Here is a 15,730-nt window from a genome sequence, read left to right on the forward strand (position 1 = left end):
TCAAGGCCGGGGCCGCGCCGTTCGGGGAAGCTGTCCCGGCATCCTCGACCTCATCGATACAGGAGCCGCGCCATGTCCATCGCCAGCATCATGGTATCCGTCGATTCGGGACGGGCGGCCGCGCACCGCGTCCGTCTCGCCGCCGATCTCGCCGACCGGTTCGAGGCGGCCCTCACGGGCATCGCCGCCCGCCGGATTCCGGGACCGGGCCCCGCCGACAACATCGAGGCGGCCCAGGCCGCCTACGACGAGGAGCGGGCCAAGCTCGCGGCCGAGCTCGACCAGGCGAAGGAGATCTTCGACCACAACGTCGCCCCGGCCGCCCGGACCGGTTGGCGGCAGGCCGAGGCCGGGGCGGAAGCCTTCCTGGTCCAGCAGGCGCGCGGCGCCGATCTCGTCGTCGTCGGGCGCAACCCGGCGGAGGGCGGGGCGAGGGAGATGGCCGCCGATCCCGGCACGGTGCTGATGGAGGTCGGCCGGCCGGTGCTGGTGGCCCCGCCGGGTCTGGAGCGGCTCAAGGCCGCGCGCATCGTCGTCGCCTGGAAGGACGCGCCCGAGTCGCGCCGCGCCGTCACCGCCGCCCTGCCGTTCGTCGCGCGCGCCGATCAGGTCTTCGTGGTGAGCGCCGGCGCCGACGCCCGCTTCGAGGGGGCCGAGGAGGTCTCCGAGCTGCTGGCCCGCCACGGCGCGCATGTCACCACCCACTTCCTCGACGCCGCCGCGGGGGCGATCGCCGAGGAGATCCTGCGCTTCGCCAACCGCCAGGACGCGGACCTCGTGGTGATGGGCGGCTACGGCCGCTCCCGGCTGCACGAATGGCTGTTCGGCGGGGTGACGCGCGACATCCTGCAAGTGTCCCCCTTCTGCTGCCTGATGAGCCATTGATGCGCCGCCTCACGGTCATGGCGGGAGCGCTGGCGCTCCTGCCTCTCCTCCATGTCGCGCCGGCCGCCGCCTGGGACAGGAAGGTCGAGCGCGGCCGGACGCTGACGCGCGCGCAATGCGCCCGCTGCCACGCCGTCGGCAGGACCGGGACGAGCCCGCTGCGGCAGGCTCCTCCCTTCCGCACCCTCCACGAGCGCTATCCCGTCGAGAATCTCGAGGAGGCGCTGACCGAGGGCATCCGCACGGGCCATCCCTCGATGCCAGAGTTCAGGTTCGACCCGGACGAGGCGGAGGCGATCATCGCCTACCTGAAATCGCTGGAGAGCTGAGGGCCCTCAGCCGGCGGCGAGGGCTTCCAGCCGGTCGAGGTCGAGTAGGCGCACGCCCCCCGGCACGAGCAGCAGGGTATCGGCGCGGTCGAGCCGGGACAGCATCCGGCTCACCGTCTCCATGGTCAGCCCGAGATGGTCGGCCATGTCCTGCCGGCCCATCGGCAGCTCGACCGTGACGGAGCTGTGCCCGGCACGCGCGAAGCGGGCCCGCAGCGACAGCAGGAACGCCGCCACCTTCTCCTCGGCCGTGCGGCGCCCGAGGAGAAGCATCTGGTCCTGCGCGAGCGCCAGCTCGTAGCCGGCCCGCTCGTACAGGCTCCTGAGCAGATGGGGCTTCGACTCGACCAGGGCGGCGAAGTCCTGGCGGCCGAAGCGGCAGGTCCGCACCGGGCCGAGCGCCTCGGCGGAGACCGGGTGGCGCACCTGCGGGACGAGGCCCAGGAAGTCCCCCGGCAGCGCGAAGCCCATGACCTGACGCCGGCCGTCCGGGAGCAGGCGGACGAGGCGCAGCGTCCCCTCGATGACGTTGAAGACCGAACAGGCCGGCTCGTCCTGCCCGAACAGGGTCTGGCCCTTGTCGAGGGTGAGGTGCTGGCTCAGCGCCTCCAGATCGCCGAGTTCGGCCGGCGTCAGCACGGAACAGATTCCGGCCAGCCGCGCGCCGCACTCGCCGCAGCTCTCCGCCTGACGCTTGTGATGGCACGCGTGGGCAAGCCTCTCGCCCGCGCCCGTGTCGACCGGCATGGAAGCCTCCTCCGGGGAAGCGGACGGCACAGCCCGCCATCCGGCCGGCTCCCGTCCGGCGCCGAGGATGGACCGGGCCGGGCGCGGCGCATTGATCCACCGCAAGGTGATGACCGGGGGGCACGGGACGGCACCGAGCCGAGCGCGCGCGCCACCAGCCCGAGGTCGAAGGCCGGGACGGGCTACGAAACGGTGTCCCGCCTCGAACGGCCGCCGACGACAGCTGAACGGAGCTGGCGAGCGGCGGCAGGGTGGAGGCAACGGTCCCGCCGGGGCCCCTGGAGGAGGCCATGACCCCTCAGATCGAGAGCGCGGCCGCCGTCGACGCCGACATGGCCGACCTCGTGCGGTCGCTCTCCGAGAACGGGCTCCATCACCGGATCGCGGCCTGTCGCGCAGGGTGATCGTCGGGACCGCCCGCCGGATGTGACCGCTCGGGCACATCCGCGCCGGATCGCGGCGGCCGCGTTGACTCGGGGGGCGGCCGCCTCCTACCGTGAGGGCGACGGTTCCTCGCGAGAGGATCAAAAGGGAACGCGGTGAGGGGTTTTGCTCCGATGCCGCGGCTGCCCCCGCAACTGTAAGCGGCGAGCCCTCCGCCACCCGTGTCACTGGACGAGCCTCGTCCGGGAAGACGGTGAGAGGGCAGCGACCCGCGAGCCAGGAGACCTGCCGTCAGTCGTGGTCACACGCGAAACGCGTCGGGCGGGGTGTCCTGGCGGGTGTCGAAGCGCCCGGCTGCCGTCGTGCATCCCGTGTGGTCCGGCCTCGTTCGCGGTGACGTGCCACTGCCGTTGCCCGAGGCTCGTTGTCCGTGATTTCTCCCTCTCGATCCGCGCTCCCGCGAGCGCTGGCGCTGTCCTGCGCGGGCACCTGCCTGCTGCTCTCGTGTCCCGCTCTCGCGCAGCAGAGCGCGGCCCCCTTCGCGGCGACGCCCCTCGGGACCGCGGCGGCGGTCTCGCTCTCCGAGCTTTCCGTGAGCGCCACAGGCGTGCCGACCCCGATCGCGCTCACCGGATCGAGCGTCACCGTGCTCACCGCCGAGACCCTGGAGGCCCAGCAGCGCCGCACCGCTCCCGATGCGCTCCAGCAGGTGCCCGGCCTCAACGTCGTGCAGACCGGCGGGCCCGGCGGCCAGACCTCGGTGTTCATTCGAGGCGCGAACTCGAACCATGTGAAGGTGCTGATCGACGGCATCGACGCCACCGATCCCTCGAATCCCAACGGCTCCTTCGATTTCGGCCAGCTCCTGACCGAGGATCTGTCGCGCATCGAGGTGCTGCGCGGGCCCCAGAGCGGGCTCTACGGCTCGGACGCCATCGGCGGCGTGGTCTCCTTCACGACGAAGCGCGGCGAAGGGCCAGCCAAGGCGAGCCTGCGGGTCGAGGGCGGCTCGTTCGGCACCTTCAACCAGAGCGGCCGGATCAGCGGCGCGCAGGACGGGTTCGATTATTCGGTGTCGGTGCAGCACCTGCGGGCCGCCGCGACCCCGGTGACGCCCGGCTATCTGCTCGCGCCCGGCACGGCGATCCACCCGAACTATTACGACAACGAAACCGTCTCGGCGCGGTTCGGCTACCAGTTCACCGACAGCTTCCGCGTCAACTCCATCACGCGCTTCGTCAACTCGAAGCTACTGATCTCGACCGACGACTACAACACCTTCCCCGTCACGATCGGCGGCCTGCGGGGCCAAGCCGACGTGCAGCAGGTCTTCTCCCGCAACGAGGCCGAGTGGACGCCGTTCGCCGGCTTCCACAACCTCTTCGCGGTCAACTACTCGAACCTGTTCAACCGCCAGGTCTCGAACGCCTACGACCCCTTCAACCCGCTGCCGACCACCGGGCTCGGCGAGCGCACCCGCTACGAGTATCGCGGCGACTACCAGCTCTCCCCCGGCAACCTCGTGCTGTTCGGCGCGCAGCGGGACGACGAGAGCCTGTCCACCGCCGATCCGAACCCGTTCGGCAGCGGCAACCTCAAGGCGAAGAACGGCAACACCGCGGGATACGCGGAGGCACAGCTCACGCCCTTCGAGCGGGCGGCGCTCGTCGCCAATATCCGCCACGACGAGAACGACGCGTTCGGCCCGGCCACCACCTTCCGCGTGGCGCCGAGCTACATCCTTCCCTTCACCGACACGCGCATCAAGGGCAGCGTCGGCACCGGCTTCAAGGCACCGACGCTGAGCCAGCTCTACCAGAGCTTCCCGGCCTTCAACTTCTTCGCCAACCCGAACCTGAAGCCGGAGGAGAGCCTCGGCTACGATGCCGGCATCGAGCAGCCGCTGGGGGATCGAATCCTCGTCGGCGCGACCTACTACCGCAACGACTTCAGGAACCTGATCGCCACCAACGCGACCTTCACCTCCAACGAGAACATCGGCCGGGCCGAATCCTACGGCGCCGAGGCCTTCGTCTCGGTGAAGCTCACCGACACCCTGTCGGGCCGGGTCGACTATACCAACACGGTGACGAAGAACGAGATCACCAACCAGGAGCTGCTGCGCCGTCCCCGCCACAAGGGCAGCGCCACGGCGCTCTGGACCCCGCTGCCGGGCCTGACCTTCAGCGGCACGGTGATCGTGCTCGGCCACTTCGTCGACGGCAACCGCGACTTCTCGGTGGCGCGGCTCAAGAACCCCGGCTTCACCCTGGTGAACCTCGCGGTGAACTACGACGTGACCCGGACCGTGAGCCTGTTCGGGCGGGTCGATAACCTGTTCGACCGCCGCTACGAGAACCCGACCGGCTTCCTCGGGCCGGGGCTCGCCGTCTATGGCGGCGTCCGGCTGACCTCGTTCTGAGGGCGCGATGAGACTGCGACGCGCGCTCGCGGCCCTGGCCGCGCTGACCTTCCCCTGCACGGCCACCGCCGGGGCGCCCGCGCGCGTCGTCTCCCTGAACCTGTGCGCGGACGAGCTGATCCTGCGGCTCGCCGACCGCGAGCAGGTCATGGCCGTGACCCATCTCGCCCGCGACCCGCGCGGCTCCACCGTGGCGGCGCAAGCCGCCGGCCTGCCCGTCACGCGCGGCCTGTCGGAGGAGATCGTGGCGCTGCGCCCCGATCTCGTCGTCGCGGGGGCCTTCACCACGCGGATGACGGTCGGCATGCTCAAGCGCGTCGGCTTTCCCGTGCTCGAGCTCGGCGTGCCGGCCGATCTCGACGGGGTGCGCACGCAGATCCGCACGGTGGCCGGGGCGCTCGGCCACGCGGATCGCGGCGAGGCGCTCGTCGCCGATCTCGACGCGCGGCTCGCCCGCATCGTCCGGCCGGCCCGGCCCCTGCGGGTCCTGGTGCTGCGCCCGAGCGCCTTCACGGTGGCGCCCGGCGGGCTCGGCGACGCGCTGATCCGCGCCGCCGGCCTGAGCAACGTCGCCGCCGAGCTGGGACAGGACCGGCTCGGGCAGGTTCCCCTCGAGGCGGCGGCCTTCTCGGATGCCGACCTCATCGCCCTCGACGAGGACGAGCCGGGCACGCCGTCGCTGGCCGACACGCTGCTGCGCCATCCCGTCCTCGACGCGCTCCGCCGGCAGGGCCGCACGCTCTCCATCCCGAACCGGCTCTGGACCTGCCCCGGCCCGCAGGTGGCCGAGGTCGCGGCGCGCCTCGCCGAGGCGGCCCGCGCCCGCTTGGCCGTGCCATGAACGCGCCCATGCCTCCCCCTCGCGCTCGCGCAAGGCAGCGCCGTCCCGGCGGCGCGGCGGGCGCTCCGGCGATCGTCGGCGGTCTCGCGGTGCTGGTCGTCGGCCTGACGCTCGCCTCCGTCGCCGTGGGCTACGCCCCCTTCGACCTGCCGGCGGCCTTCGCCGATCTCCTCGCAGGGAGGGCGACGCTGCCGGCGCTGGTGCTGTGGGAGCTGCGCATCCCGCGCGCGCTGCTCGGCGCGCTCGTCGGGTTCAGTCTCGGCCTGACCGGCGCGGTGATGCAGGGGTATCTCCGCAACCCGCTCGCCGATCCGGGCATCCTGGGCATCTCCTCGGCCGCCGCCCTCGGCGCCGTGATCGTCTTCTATGGCGGGTTCGCCGTCTCGCTGACCCTGGCGCTGCCGCTCGGCGGGATCGCGGGGGCGGCAGGCGCCGCCTTCCTCCTCAACATGCTCGCCGCGCGCGGGAGCGGCACCCTCGGGCTGATCCTCGCCGGGGTCGGCCTGTCGAGCCTCGCCGGAGCGCTCACCGCCCTCGCCCTCAACCTGTCGCCGAACCCCTACGCGGCCCTGGAGATCGTGTTCTGGCTGATGGGCTCGCTCGCCGATCGCGGCATGGACCATGTCTGGCTCTGCCTGCCGCTCATGGCCGCCGGCTGGCTCATGATGCTCTCGACGGCCCCGGCCCTCGACGCGCTGGCCCTCGGCGAGGACACCGCCGAGAGCCTCGGGTTCGATCTCGTCTCGGCGCGGCTGCGCATCGTCACCGGGGCGGCCCTCGCGGTCGGCAGCGGCGTGGCTGTCAGCGGCGCCATCGGCTTCGTCGGTCTCGTGGTCCCGCATCTGATGCGGCCGCTGGTCGGGGCGCGGCCCGGCGCGGTCCTCCTGCCGAGCGGGCTCGCCGGCGCCGCGCTGGTGCTCGCCGCCGACATCGCCGTCAGGCTCCTGGCGACGCGGCCCGAGCTGAAGCTCGGGGTGGTGACGGCGCTCGTCGGCGCGCCCTTCCTGATCCTGCTGCTGCTGCGCGGCGGAGGGCGGCGCGCATGAGCCTGGCGCTGCACGATGCCGGGCTCCGGCTCGGCGCCCGGCCCGTCCTCTCGGGGGTGAGCCTCGCCCTGGAGCGGGGCGCTCTCGTCGGCCTCCTCGGCCCCAACGGCGCCGGCAAGACCAGCCTGCTGCGGATCCTCGCGGCGCTGCTCGCCCCCACCCAGGGGCAGGCGCTCCTCGACGGCCGCCCGCTCGCCGGAATCGGCCGCGACGAGCGGGCGCGCCGCATCGCCGGCTTCTTCCAGGGCGCGGGCGTCGGCTGGCCGATGACGGTGCGCGAGGTGGTGGCGCTCGGGCGCCTGCCGCATCGCAGCGCCTTCGCCGGGCTGTCCGGCGCCGACGAGGCGGCCGTGGAGCGGGCGATGGCCCGCACGGAGGTCGGCCATCTCGCGGACCGGCTCGTGCCGGCCCTGTCCTCGGGGGAGCGCATGCGGGTCCTGCTCGCGCGGGCGCTCGCCGTCGAGGCGGAGTGGCTCGTCGCCGACGAGCCGATCACAGCCCTCGACCCGGCCCATCAGATCGACGCGATGACGCTGCTGCGGTCCGTCGCGCGCGACGGCGCCGGCGTCGTCGCCGTCCTGCACGATCTCGGGCTCGCGGCCCGCTTCTGCGACCGGATCGTCGTGCTGAACGGGGGCCGCGTGATCGCCGACGACCGGCCCGAGCGCGCCTTGACCGATACCGTGCTCGGGACCGTCTTCGGTGTCACGGCCCAGCGCGGGCAGGCCGGCGACGGAACCCGCTACATCCTGCCCTGGGGACGCACGGGGCACGCCACCGAGGAGACGAACGATGCGGGCAGCCACCGGTCCTGACGCGGTCGCGGAGCTTCTGCGGACATCCCTCGCCGATCCCGGAACGGCCTGGAGCCTCGGCAGCTTCGGCGCCATCGCCGAGTTCATGCGCGATCCCGGCGAGGGGGTCCTGGCCCTCCCGGACGACCGTCTCGGCATGGCGACGGCGCGCGGCGCCATCGCGCTGACGCCTTCCCCCGAGCTACGTCCGGTCGCCTACGAGACCGCCGTCGCCTCGGGCTGGAACCAGACCATCGCGCTCTGCCTGCCGGAATCCGCCTGCGCCATGAGCCGGCGCAGGGTGGTGACGGAACTCGGCCCGGACGGCGAGGCGGCCCGCCCGGAGGATCGCGCCGGCATCCTGTTCGATCTCGGCCTCGACCTGCTGGCGGTGGATGCCTGCGTGCGCGCGAGCGATCCCGATGCCATCGCCTGCCTGCGCTCCGGCGTCGGGCTGCCGCTCTTCGACCATGCCAACCCGATCGGGCCGCGCCTCGTCGCCATGAGCCCGCACCGGGTCTTCCTCGCCCGGATCGGCCGCGTCGAGGTCTACGCGCCGATTCCGGCGCCCGGCGGCACCAGCCCGGAGGGGCCGCACACCCATGTCCTGCCGAAGCTTCTGCGGAGCGGCCGGACGCATGCGGCCACGACGCCCGTTCCCGAAGGCTGGGTGCCCTGCGCCGGCATCCATCCGGCCCATCCCTACAAGGACATGATGGGCGAGCGCATCACCTTCGACGCCGCCCGCTACGAGGCGTTCCAGATCCTGCTCGAACGCTGGGGCGATCCCGAGCTTTTGGCGCTCAAGCGCGGCGGCGAGCCGGCCGGCGGCACCGTGCCGAGCCGCCACGCCCTCGCCGCGCGCCGCATCGCCGACGCGCAGGCGCGGTCTCTGCGCGGCGAGAGCATCGCGCCGGACACGGGCGAGGACGACGGCGAGGAGGCCGATCTCCACGCCTGAGCCGGCGCGGCGGTCTCGAGGGTGGCTTCGGGGGCGCCCTTCGGCGTCACGGGGAGGGGCGGTTCGCGCACCCCGTCTGCCTGCGCCGGCGGGAAGCGGCCCGCGCGGATGTCGGCCTGGATCGACGGCAGCAGCCTCGGCGCGGAGAGGGTTGATCTCCCAGGCGTGGAGGTCGCGGCCAGGGAAGAAGGACCACCGCTCCGGTCGCCCGGCTTTCTCGCGACAGGTTGCCAACCGCGATCGATTTTTCTACCAACTAGTAGGTAGTACGTCACGCACGACGAACGCACGCCCAGCCCGGCAAGGGCGACAGAGAGAGGAACACGCGATGCAGGACTGGACCGGCTACAAGACCGAGCTGACCGCCACCCTGGGGCAGATCGCGCGGATCAGCCCCGATCTCATGAAGGCTCACGATCTCATCGCCTCGGCCACGCCGAAGGAGCCGCAGCTCGATGCCAAGACCCGCGAGCTGATCGCCCTGGCCGTGGCCGTGACCACACGCTGCGATGGCTGCATCGCCTTTCACACCGAGGCGGCGCGCAAGGCCGGGGCGACGAAGGAAGAGATGGTCGAGGCGCTGGGCGTGGCCATCGCGCTGAACACGGGCGCGGCCCTCGTCTACTCGGCCCGCGCCTTCGACGCCTTCACACAGAACGCTGGCTGATGCGCGTCGCGAGGGACGTCCGTGGCGGCCCCTCGCACTTGGCGCGAATGTCTCGGGTGATCGGCCGCGATCTCCTCGCCCTGTCGGTCGACAGCCCGTCCTCGCATCTCGCGTGGATGGACGGCATCGGCCGGGGACTCGCGGGGTTCTGCCCCCCGCGAGGCAGGTACGGACCGAGGCGCGCCGTCACTGGGCGCGCCTCGGAGGACCGTTTTCCGCCGACCGCGCCCTCAGGCGGCCTGCGCGGCTTGCAGGAAGGTGGCGATGTCGTCCCGAAGCCGCTGCAACTGCGCATCGAGGGTCTGGCGCGCGATCATCACGCCGCTCGTCGCCTGGACCGAGGAGTCGGTCGACCGGCCCAACGCGGCGATGTCGTCGACCACGCCGCGCGAGGCGGCGGCCGTCTGCTGCACGTTGTCCGCGATCTCCTTGGTCGCGGCGGTCTGCTCCTCGACGGCGGCGGCGATGGCCGTCGCGATGTCGCTGACCTCCGCGATGACCTGGGCGATGCCGGCGATGTCGGCCTCGCTCTGGCTGGTGGCGGTCTGGACGGCGCCGATGCGGGTGCGGATCTCCTCCGTCGCGCTGGCCGTCTGGCTGGCGAGCTGCTTCACCTCCGTGGCGACGACGGCGAAGCCGCGACCGGCGTCGCCAGCCCGCGCCGCCTCGATGGTGGCGTTGAGCGCCAGAAGGTTGGTCTGGGACGCGATCGTGTTGATGAGCTCGACGACCTGCCCGATCTCGCGGGCCATCTCGGCGAGGCCGGCGACGGTGGCCGTGGTGCGATGAGCGGCGTCGACGGCGTTCCTCGCGACGGAGGCGGACCGCGCGGCCTGGCTGCCGATCTCACGCACGGAGGCCGCGAGCTCCTCGGTCGCGGCGGCGCCCGCCTGCATGTTGCTCGCCGTACGCTCGGCGGCCGTCGCGACCTGCGTCGCGAGACCACCCGCCTGCTCCATGGCGCCGTTCAGGACGGTCGAGCTGGCCGACAGCTCCTCGCCGGCCTCGGCGCAGACCTTCAGCGAGCTTTCCACCGCGCTCGAAAAGCTCGCGACCGCGTCCGAAAGGACCTGGCCGCGCGCCTGCCTTTCGATCACGAGCGCCTCCTGATAGACGGAGATCGCGTGGTCCATATCGAGAAGAGCGGCCTTGTTCACGGCGCTGATCGCGGAGGCGAGCTTGATTCCGCTGAAGCGATGCTTCGTCGCGAGGTGAGCGGTCAGAGCCTCGAGAACGAAAGCGTAGCCGCCGATATACCAGCGGGGTTCGAGGCCGATGCGATGGTGAACCAAGCCGATGCGCCGGGTGCTTTCGGCGTAGTCGTCGTCGAAGCGGCCGCTGAAGAGCCGCTCCCAATGCTGCGTCTGGGCCCGAACCAGCCTCGGCTGCTGTGCACCGACGAGAGCCGATAGCGCCGGAACGCTCCGAAGGTGATCGTAGAACCGCCCCAGGATCTCGGGGAGCGCGGCCTCGATCTGCGGCCATAGCGACCGCAACGTTCGGATCGTCGGCTCGTCGATCTTCAGGAATGTCATCCGCTCGTTGAGCGCGTCGTTGCTGCGCATGGGAGATCTCGCTGAGAACGCCGATGTCTCGTCGGCCGTGCGTCGACGGTCGACCAAAATCGTTAATCGAAAGTCAACATGTGATTGCCCAGCAATCAGCGTCGGCGTATTTTCAGCAAATTTGCGGTTTAATCCGCGCTGTCCCTCGAACGAAAGAGCCGTTCTTGATCACGTCAGGCCAGATGCGGGCGGCGCGCGCCCTTCTCGGAATCGATCAGCGGCGGCTGGCGGAATCGTCCGGCGTCTCCCTGCCCACCATCCAGCGCATGGAGCAAAGCGACGGCGTCGTTCGCGGCATGATCGACAATCTGGTGAAGATCCTGGTGGTTTTCGACGAGATGGGCGTCGAGATGATCTCCGACAGCGCCAAGAGCCATGCGGGCGGCCGAGGGGTTCGGTTGAAGCAGGCTCCTTCGGAGAAGAGATCGCCGCCCGCCCACACCTGAAAACGGATCGGGACACGTCCACGGTTCGTCGAGGACGCGCGAGGCGCGGACCGACGCCGCCCGTGCCGTTTCCCGGCAGCCGGATACAGTATTCGACCGCGCGGCGCCTTCCTCGCCGCGACCGTTGCCGCTACACTGACGGAGCATGCGCGCCGCCTCCCTCCTCGCCCTTCTCGCCCTCGTCGTTCCGGGGGCCTCCGCGTCGGCGCTGGAGGCCGGCGACGCCATCACGCTCACCTCCAACGGCGTCGGCCTGACGGTCCTGTCCGTGCAGCGGCCCGACCCGGAGACGGTCGATCTGGTGGCGCAGCGGACGAAGGCGAACGCGGCGTCGTTCTGCGGCGACTACAAGGGCCTGACGCCCGGCTCGAAGAAATGGGACGTGTGCGTGTCGGAGCATGTGTCCACGGGCGTGCACAGGATCACCGTGAAATGCGGCGCCGCCACGATCCTCGTGACCAACGACAAGGGCGGCTCGGGCTCGTATCGCCGTCCGGCGGACGGGGGCCCGTGGGTGTCGGAGGCCGATCCCAACACGATCATCCATGTGGACGATCTGTTCGAGGCCGCCTGCCGGCGCCCGGCGCCCTGAGGTCCGTCTCCCGTCCGAGGGCGGGAGGGAGCCGGACATCCAACACGATCACGGGGGGAGGGGGGATGTCGGAAGGTCGTCTGCGCGGGCCCGTGCGGCTCTCCCGGCATGCCGGGCTCCGGTCGCGCGTGGGCGGTGTCGCGCTCGCCGCCGCGCTGGCCGCGACCCCGGCCGGCGCGAACGATTCGACCGCCGCGCTGACCACGGGCGGCCTCGTCCTCCAGACCAGCCGCGACATCGAGATGCGCTCGGAGGATCTGTCGATCTCGGCGAAGCGGATCGGCGTCCGCTATCGGTTCTTCAACCGCGCAGAGGCCGACGAGACCGTCACCGTGGCCTTTCCGATGCCGGAGATCGCGGCGCGCGAGGACGCCAACATCGCCATCCCGGACACCGAGTCCGACAACGTCCTGCGGTTCCGCACGCTGGTCGACGGGCACGAGGTCAAGGCGGAGATCGAGCAGAAGGCCCTGCTCGGCGGCGCGGACGTCACCGCCCGCCTGAGGGCGCATGCGATCCCGCTGCTGCCCTCCTCGGAGACGACCCAGAAGGCGCTCGACGCGCTGCCGAAGCCGGTCCGGGAACAGTTGCTGAAGGACGGCATCGTCCGCGCCGACGATTACGATCGCGGCAAGGGCATGGAGCACCATATCGCGGCCGAATGGAGCGTGCGCACCACCTATCACTGGCGGCAGACCTTCCCGGCCCGGCGGGAGATCGCGATCGAGCACGCATACGTGCCGAGCGTCGGAGGATCGGTCCAGACCGCGATCGGGTCCGCGACGGCCGCCGAGACGAAGGATTATCGCACGCGCTTCTGCACCGATCAGGCGTTCCTCGCCGGCGTCGCGGCGATGACGCGGAAGAACGGCAACGTGCCCCCTCCCGAGAGCCGGATCTCCTACGTGCTGAAGACCGGCGCCAACTGGGCCGCGCCGATCGGCGATTTCCGCCTGACCGTCGACAAGGGCGATCCGGGCGCGCTGGTGAGCTTCTGCGAGACAAACGTGGTCAAGACGGGGCCGACGACCTTCGAAGTCCGCAAGACCGATTTCGTCCCCTCGCGCGATCTCGACATCCTGATCGTCGGCCTCCCGCAATAGGCGGCCTTCGCAGGGTCGTCAGAACCCGGCGCGGTCGTAGTCCAGCGAGGAGGCGCAGATCGCGACCTGGGTGCGGTTCTTCACGCCGAGCTTGCGCATGATCTCGGAGACATGCGCCTTCACCATCGAATCGCCGATGCCGAGCTCGTAGGCGATCTGCTTGTTGATCTTGCCGCGCTTGAGCATGCCCAGCACGTTGAGCTGCGCAGGCGTCAGCTTGGCGATCCGCGCCGAGGCCGAGGCGGCCTCCGCGTCCCCCCGGTCGGCGCCGAGATAGCCGGCATCCACATGGTCCGGCGTGAACACGGAGCCGCCGGCGATGCAGTCCAGCGCCCGGATATAGGTCGCCTTGTCCGCCGATTTCGGCACGAAGCCCGCCGCGCCGAGATGCAGCGCCTCGCGCACGATGCGCGGCTCGTCATGGCCGGAGACCACCAGGATCGGGATGCGCGGGAACGCCGCCCGCATCGCGATCAGGCCGTCGAAGCCGATCACGCCCTTCATCGAGAGGTCGAGCATGATGAGGTCGATCTTCGGCTTGTCGGCGAGGACGAGCTTCGCCGCCTCGATCGACTCCGCCTCGTCGATCCGCGTCTGCGGGCGGGCGAGGCGGATAATGCTGCGCAATGCCTCGCGAAACAGCGGATGATCGTCGACCAGGATGAAATGCATCGGACTCGTCTCGAACCCATCGGGCCGCCCGCACAAGATATCGCCGGCCGATGACAAATAGTTCCGGCCACGCGACGATCGGTCAAGCGGCGGACTTCAAATAAATCTATTATGATATTTGCAATGCATCCGACATTGTTTTTCGGCAAGGTCCATGGAATTTTTCAATAATAGATTTCTAATAAGGCATATGTACAAAAGTTAGGATGCGATTGCCTGTCTTTCCCCTCATACATGCTCCGAGTTCGATCGCGAAGGATCGGGTTCGTCAACAAAAACGAGACGGTCCGGCGGATGCCGGAGATGTCGAGGGAGAGACGCATGGCCAAGATTTGGGCGGGGCCCTCGCCCCGCAAGCGGTTGCTCGCCACGGCTTCGACACTGATCGTGTCGAGCCTGCTGCTCGCGGCGCCGTCCCAGGCCGAGAAGGCCGGGAAGGGGGGCGTAACCTGGGAGGACATCCTCAACGACCAGAACACCAACGACGACGTGCTGATGTACGGCATGGGCGTCAAGGCGCAGCGCTACTCGACGCTCGAGAAGATCAATACCAACAACGTCGGTCTCCTCAAGCCGAAATGGTCGTTTTCCTTCGGTGACGAGAAGCAGCGCGGCCAGGAAGGCCAGGCGCTCGTGCGTGACGGCATCGTCTACATCACGGCGTCCTATTCGCGCATCTTCGCCCTCGACACCAAGACGGGCAAGAAGATCTGGTCCTATTCCGCCCGCCTTCCCGACGACATCCGTCCCTGCTGCGACGTGGTCAGCCGCGGCGCCGCGATGTACGGCGACAAGATCTTCTTCGGTACCCTCGACGCCTCGATGGTGGCGCTCGACGCCAAGACCGGAAAGGTGATCTGGAACAAGAAGTTCGACGATCACGGCGCCGGCTACGCCTATTCGGGCGCGCCGAACATCATCAAGGACAAGAAGACCGGCAGGGTCATGCTCATCCACGGCAACTCGGGCGACGAGTTCGGCGCGCTGGGCAAGCTCTACGCCCGCGATCCCGACACCGGCGAGGAGATCTGGATGCGGCCCCTCGTCGAGGGTCACATGGGCCGCCTGAACGGCAAGGACTCGACCCCGACCGGCGATGCCAAGGCCCCCTCCTGGCCCGACGGCGCCGACGGCAAGAAGGCCGAGTCGTGGAACCACGGCGGCGGCGCCCCCTGGCAGACCGGCGTCTACGACGAGCAGACCAACACCTTCGTCATCGGCACCGGCAACCCGGCTCCGTGGAACTACCACTACCGCACCGGCCCGAAGGGCGACTGGCAGAACTACGACAGCCTGTACACCTCGGGCCAGGTCTATATCGACCCCTCGAACGGCGAGCCGGTGGGCTTCTACCAGCACACCCCCAACGACGCCTGGGACTTCTCGGGCAACAACGAGATCATCCTTTTCGACATGGAGAAGGACGGCAAGAAGATGCGTCTCGGCGCCCATGCCGACCGCAACGGCTTCTTCTTCCTGACCGACACCGACAAGCTCACCGCCCGCGACGGCAAGATCAGCAAGCAGACCTCGCTGGTGGCCGCCTACCCGTTCGTGAAGGACATCAACTGGGCCAAGGGCTTCGACCTGAAGACCGGCCGTCCGATCGAGCCGGAGGGCGAGGCGAGCCGCCGTCCGCCGGCCCCCGCGGCGGGCGAGACGAAGGGCAAGTCCGTCGAGGTGACGCCGAACTTCCTCGGCGGCAAGAACTGGTCGCCGATGTCCTACTCCCAGCAGACGGGGCTGTTCTACATCCCCTCGAACGACTGGAAGGAGGATTACTGGACCGAGAACGTCACCTACAAGGCGGGCTCCGCCTATCTCGGCCAGGGCTTCCGCATCCACCGCAAGTTCGACACCCATGTCGGCGCGCTGCGGGCGATGGACCCGAAGACCGGCAAGATCGTCTGGGAGCACCTCGAGCACATGCCGCTCTGGGGCGGCAGCATGACGACCAAGGGCGGCCTCGTCTTCCAGGGCACCTCGGACGGCTTCGTGAAGGCGTTCGACGCCAAGAACGGCAAGGAACTCTGGAAGTTCCAGACCGGCTCCGGCGTGGTCTCGGTGCCGATGACCTGGGAAGAGGGCGGCAAGCAGTATATCGGCATCGCCTCGGGCTACGGCGGCGCCGTGCCGCTCTGGGGCGGCGACATGGCCGACCAGACCAAGCTCGTCTCGCAGGGCGGCTCGTTCTGGGTGTTCGAGCTGCCGACCGACACGGCCTCCGCCGAGTGAACGGATGACCGACGGCCCGGAGACGCGACGTCTCCGGGCCG

At 70.2% G+C, this 15,730-nt stretch carries 15 protein-coding genes and 1 riboswitch; of the genes, 12 read left to right on the plus strand and 3 right to left on the minus strand.

The window, feature by feature from the left end; all coding sequences use genetic code 11:
* Positions 1–72: 72 nt before the first annotated feature.
* Both ACP56T_RS07640 and ACP56T_RS07645 read left to right on the plus strand, forming a co-directional pair.
* Positions 73–885: a universal stress protein gene (locus ACP56T_RS07640; RefSeq protein WP_430911543.1), complete on the plus strand. Its 813-nt coding sequence runs from the start codon at positions 73–75 to the stop codon at positions 883–885.
* On the plus strand, positions 885–1,214 hold the full coding sequence (locus ACP56T_RS07645; RefSeq protein ID WP_430911544.1) for a c-type cytochrome: 330 nt from the start codon (positions 885–887) through the stop codon (positions 1,212–1,214). Before ACP56T_RS07640 ends, ACP56T_RS07645 begins: the two co-directional genes overlap by 1 nt.
* Before the next feature lie 6 nt (positions 1,215–1,220).
* Here the strand turns inward: ACP56T_RS07645 and ACP56T_RS07650 are convergent, their stop codons facing one another.
* Positions 1,221–1,961, minus strand: a complete 741-nt coding sequence (locus ACP56T_RS07650) for a Crp/Fnr family transcriptional regulator (RefSeq protein WP_430911545.1) — start codon at positions 1,959–1,961, stop codon at positions 1,221–1,223.
* 489 nt (positions 1,962–2,450) lie between these two features.
* A riboswitch (cobalamin riboswitch) is annotated at positions 2,451–2,652 on the plus strand.
* A gap of 123 nt (positions 2,653–2,775) precedes the next feature.
* Between ACP56T_RS07650 and ACP56T_RS07655 the strand changes: the two genes are divergently transcribed.
* The 6 genes from ACP56T_RS07655 to ACP56T_RS07680 all read left to right on the plus strand — a co-directional run bounded on the left by ACP56T_RS07655 (position 2,776) and on the right by ACP56T_RS07680 (position 9,076).
* A complete protein-coding gene (locus ACP56T_RS07655) occupies positions 2,776–4,767 on the plus strand; it encodes a TonB-dependent receptor plug domain-containing protein (RefSeq protein ID WP_430911546.1) in 1,992 nt (663 codons plus the stop codon).
* 7 nt (positions 4,768–4,774) lie between these two features.
* Complete coding sequence (locus ACP56T_RS07660; protein ID WP_430911547.1) at positions 4,775–5,608, plus strand: ABC transporter substrate-binding protein; 834 nt, start codon at positions 4,775–4,777, stop codon at positions 5,606–5,608.
* Positions 5,605–6,654, plus strand: coding sequence for a FecCD family ABC transporter permease (locus ACP56T_RS07665; protein ID WP_430911548.1), 1,050 nt, complete (start codon positions 5,605–5,607; stop codon positions 6,652–6,654). The genes ACP56T_RS07660 and ACP56T_RS07665 overlap by 4 nt, the downstream gene beginning before the upstream one ends.
* A complete protein-coding gene (locus ACP56T_RS07670; RefSeq protein WP_430911549.1) occupies positions 6,651–7,469 on the plus strand; it encodes an ABC transporter ATP-binding protein in 819 nt (272 codons plus the stop codon). The genes ACP56T_RS07665 and ACP56T_RS07670 overlap by 4 nt, the downstream gene beginning before the upstream one ends.
* On the plus strand, positions 7,447–8,409 hold the full coding sequence (locus tag ACP56T_RS07675) for a DUF6925 family protein (protein WP_430911550.1): 963 nt from the start codon (positions 7,447–7,449) through the stop codon (positions 8,407–8,409). The genes ACP56T_RS07670 and ACP56T_RS07675 overlap by 23 nt, the downstream gene beginning before the upstream one ends.
* Before the next feature lie 328 nt (positions 8,410–8,737).
* A complete protein-coding gene (locus tag ACP56T_RS07680) occupies positions 8,738–9,076 on the plus strand; it encodes a carboxymuconolactone decarboxylase family protein (protein WP_430911551.1) in 339 nt (112 codons plus the stop codon).
* Between the two features lie 230 nt (positions 9,077–9,306).
* On the opposite strand, the gene ACP56T_RS07685 is transcribed toward ACP56T_RS07680, so the two are convergent.
* Complete coding sequence (locus tag ACP56T_RS07685) at positions 9,307–10,641, minus strand: protoglobin domain-containing protein (RefSeq protein ID WP_430911552.1); 1,335 nt, start codon at positions 10,639–10,641, stop codon at positions 9,307–9,309.
* Positions 10,642–10,805: 164 nt separating this feature from the next.
* On the opposite strand from ACP56T_RS07685, the gene ACP56T_RS07690 reads away from it, so the two are divergent.
* The 3 genes from ACP56T_RS07690 (at position 10,806) to ACP56T_RS07700 (ending at position 12,782) form a co-directional block, all read left to right on the plus strand.
* The gene (locus ACP56T_RS07690) at positions 10,806–11,087 is read left to right on the plus strand and encodes a helix-turn-helix domain-containing protein (RefSeq protein WP_430911720.1); all 282 of its coding nucleotides are present in this window, start codon (positions 10,806–10,808) and stop codon (positions 11,085–11,087) included.
* A 145-nt stretch (positions 11,088–11,232) separates the two neighbouring features.
* Complete coding sequence (locus ACP56T_RS07695) at positions 11,233–11,679, plus strand: hypothetical protein (protein ID WP_430911553.1); 447 nt, start codon at positions 11,233–11,235, stop codon at positions 11,677–11,679.
* Between the two features lie 65 nt (positions 11,680–11,744).
* Positions 11,745–12,782, plus strand: coding sequence for a DUF4424 domain-containing protein (locus ACP56T_RS07700; RefSeq protein ID WP_430911554.1), 1,038 nt, complete (start codon positions 11,745–11,747; stop codon positions 12,780–12,782).
* Positions 12,783–12,800: 18 nt separating this feature from the next.
* Here ACP56T_RS07700 and ACP56T_RS07705 read toward each other — a convergent pair whose 3' ends face one another.
* Positions 12,801–13,454 (minus strand): response regulator, encoded by a 654-nt coding sequence (locus ACP56T_RS07705; protein WP_430911555.1) that lies wholly within the window; start codon positions 13,452–13,454, stop codon positions 12,801–12,803.
* Positions 13,455–13,775: 321 nt separating this feature from the next.
* Here ACP56T_RS07705 and ACP56T_RS07710 point away from each other — a divergent pair, with 321 nt between their 5' ends.
* A complete protein-coding gene (locus ACP56T_RS07710) occupies positions 13,776–15,689 on the plus strand; it encodes a PQQ-dependent methanol/ethanol family dehydrogenase (RefSeq protein WP_430911556.1) in 1,914 nt (637 codons plus the stop codon).
* The last annotated feature ends 41 nt before the right edge of the window (positions 15,690–15,730 follow it).

This window comes from Methylobacterium endophyticum (genome assembly GCF_050591105.1).
GTDB lineage: Bacteria > Pseudomonadota > Alphaproteobacteria > Rhizobiales > Beijerinckiaceae > Methylobacterium.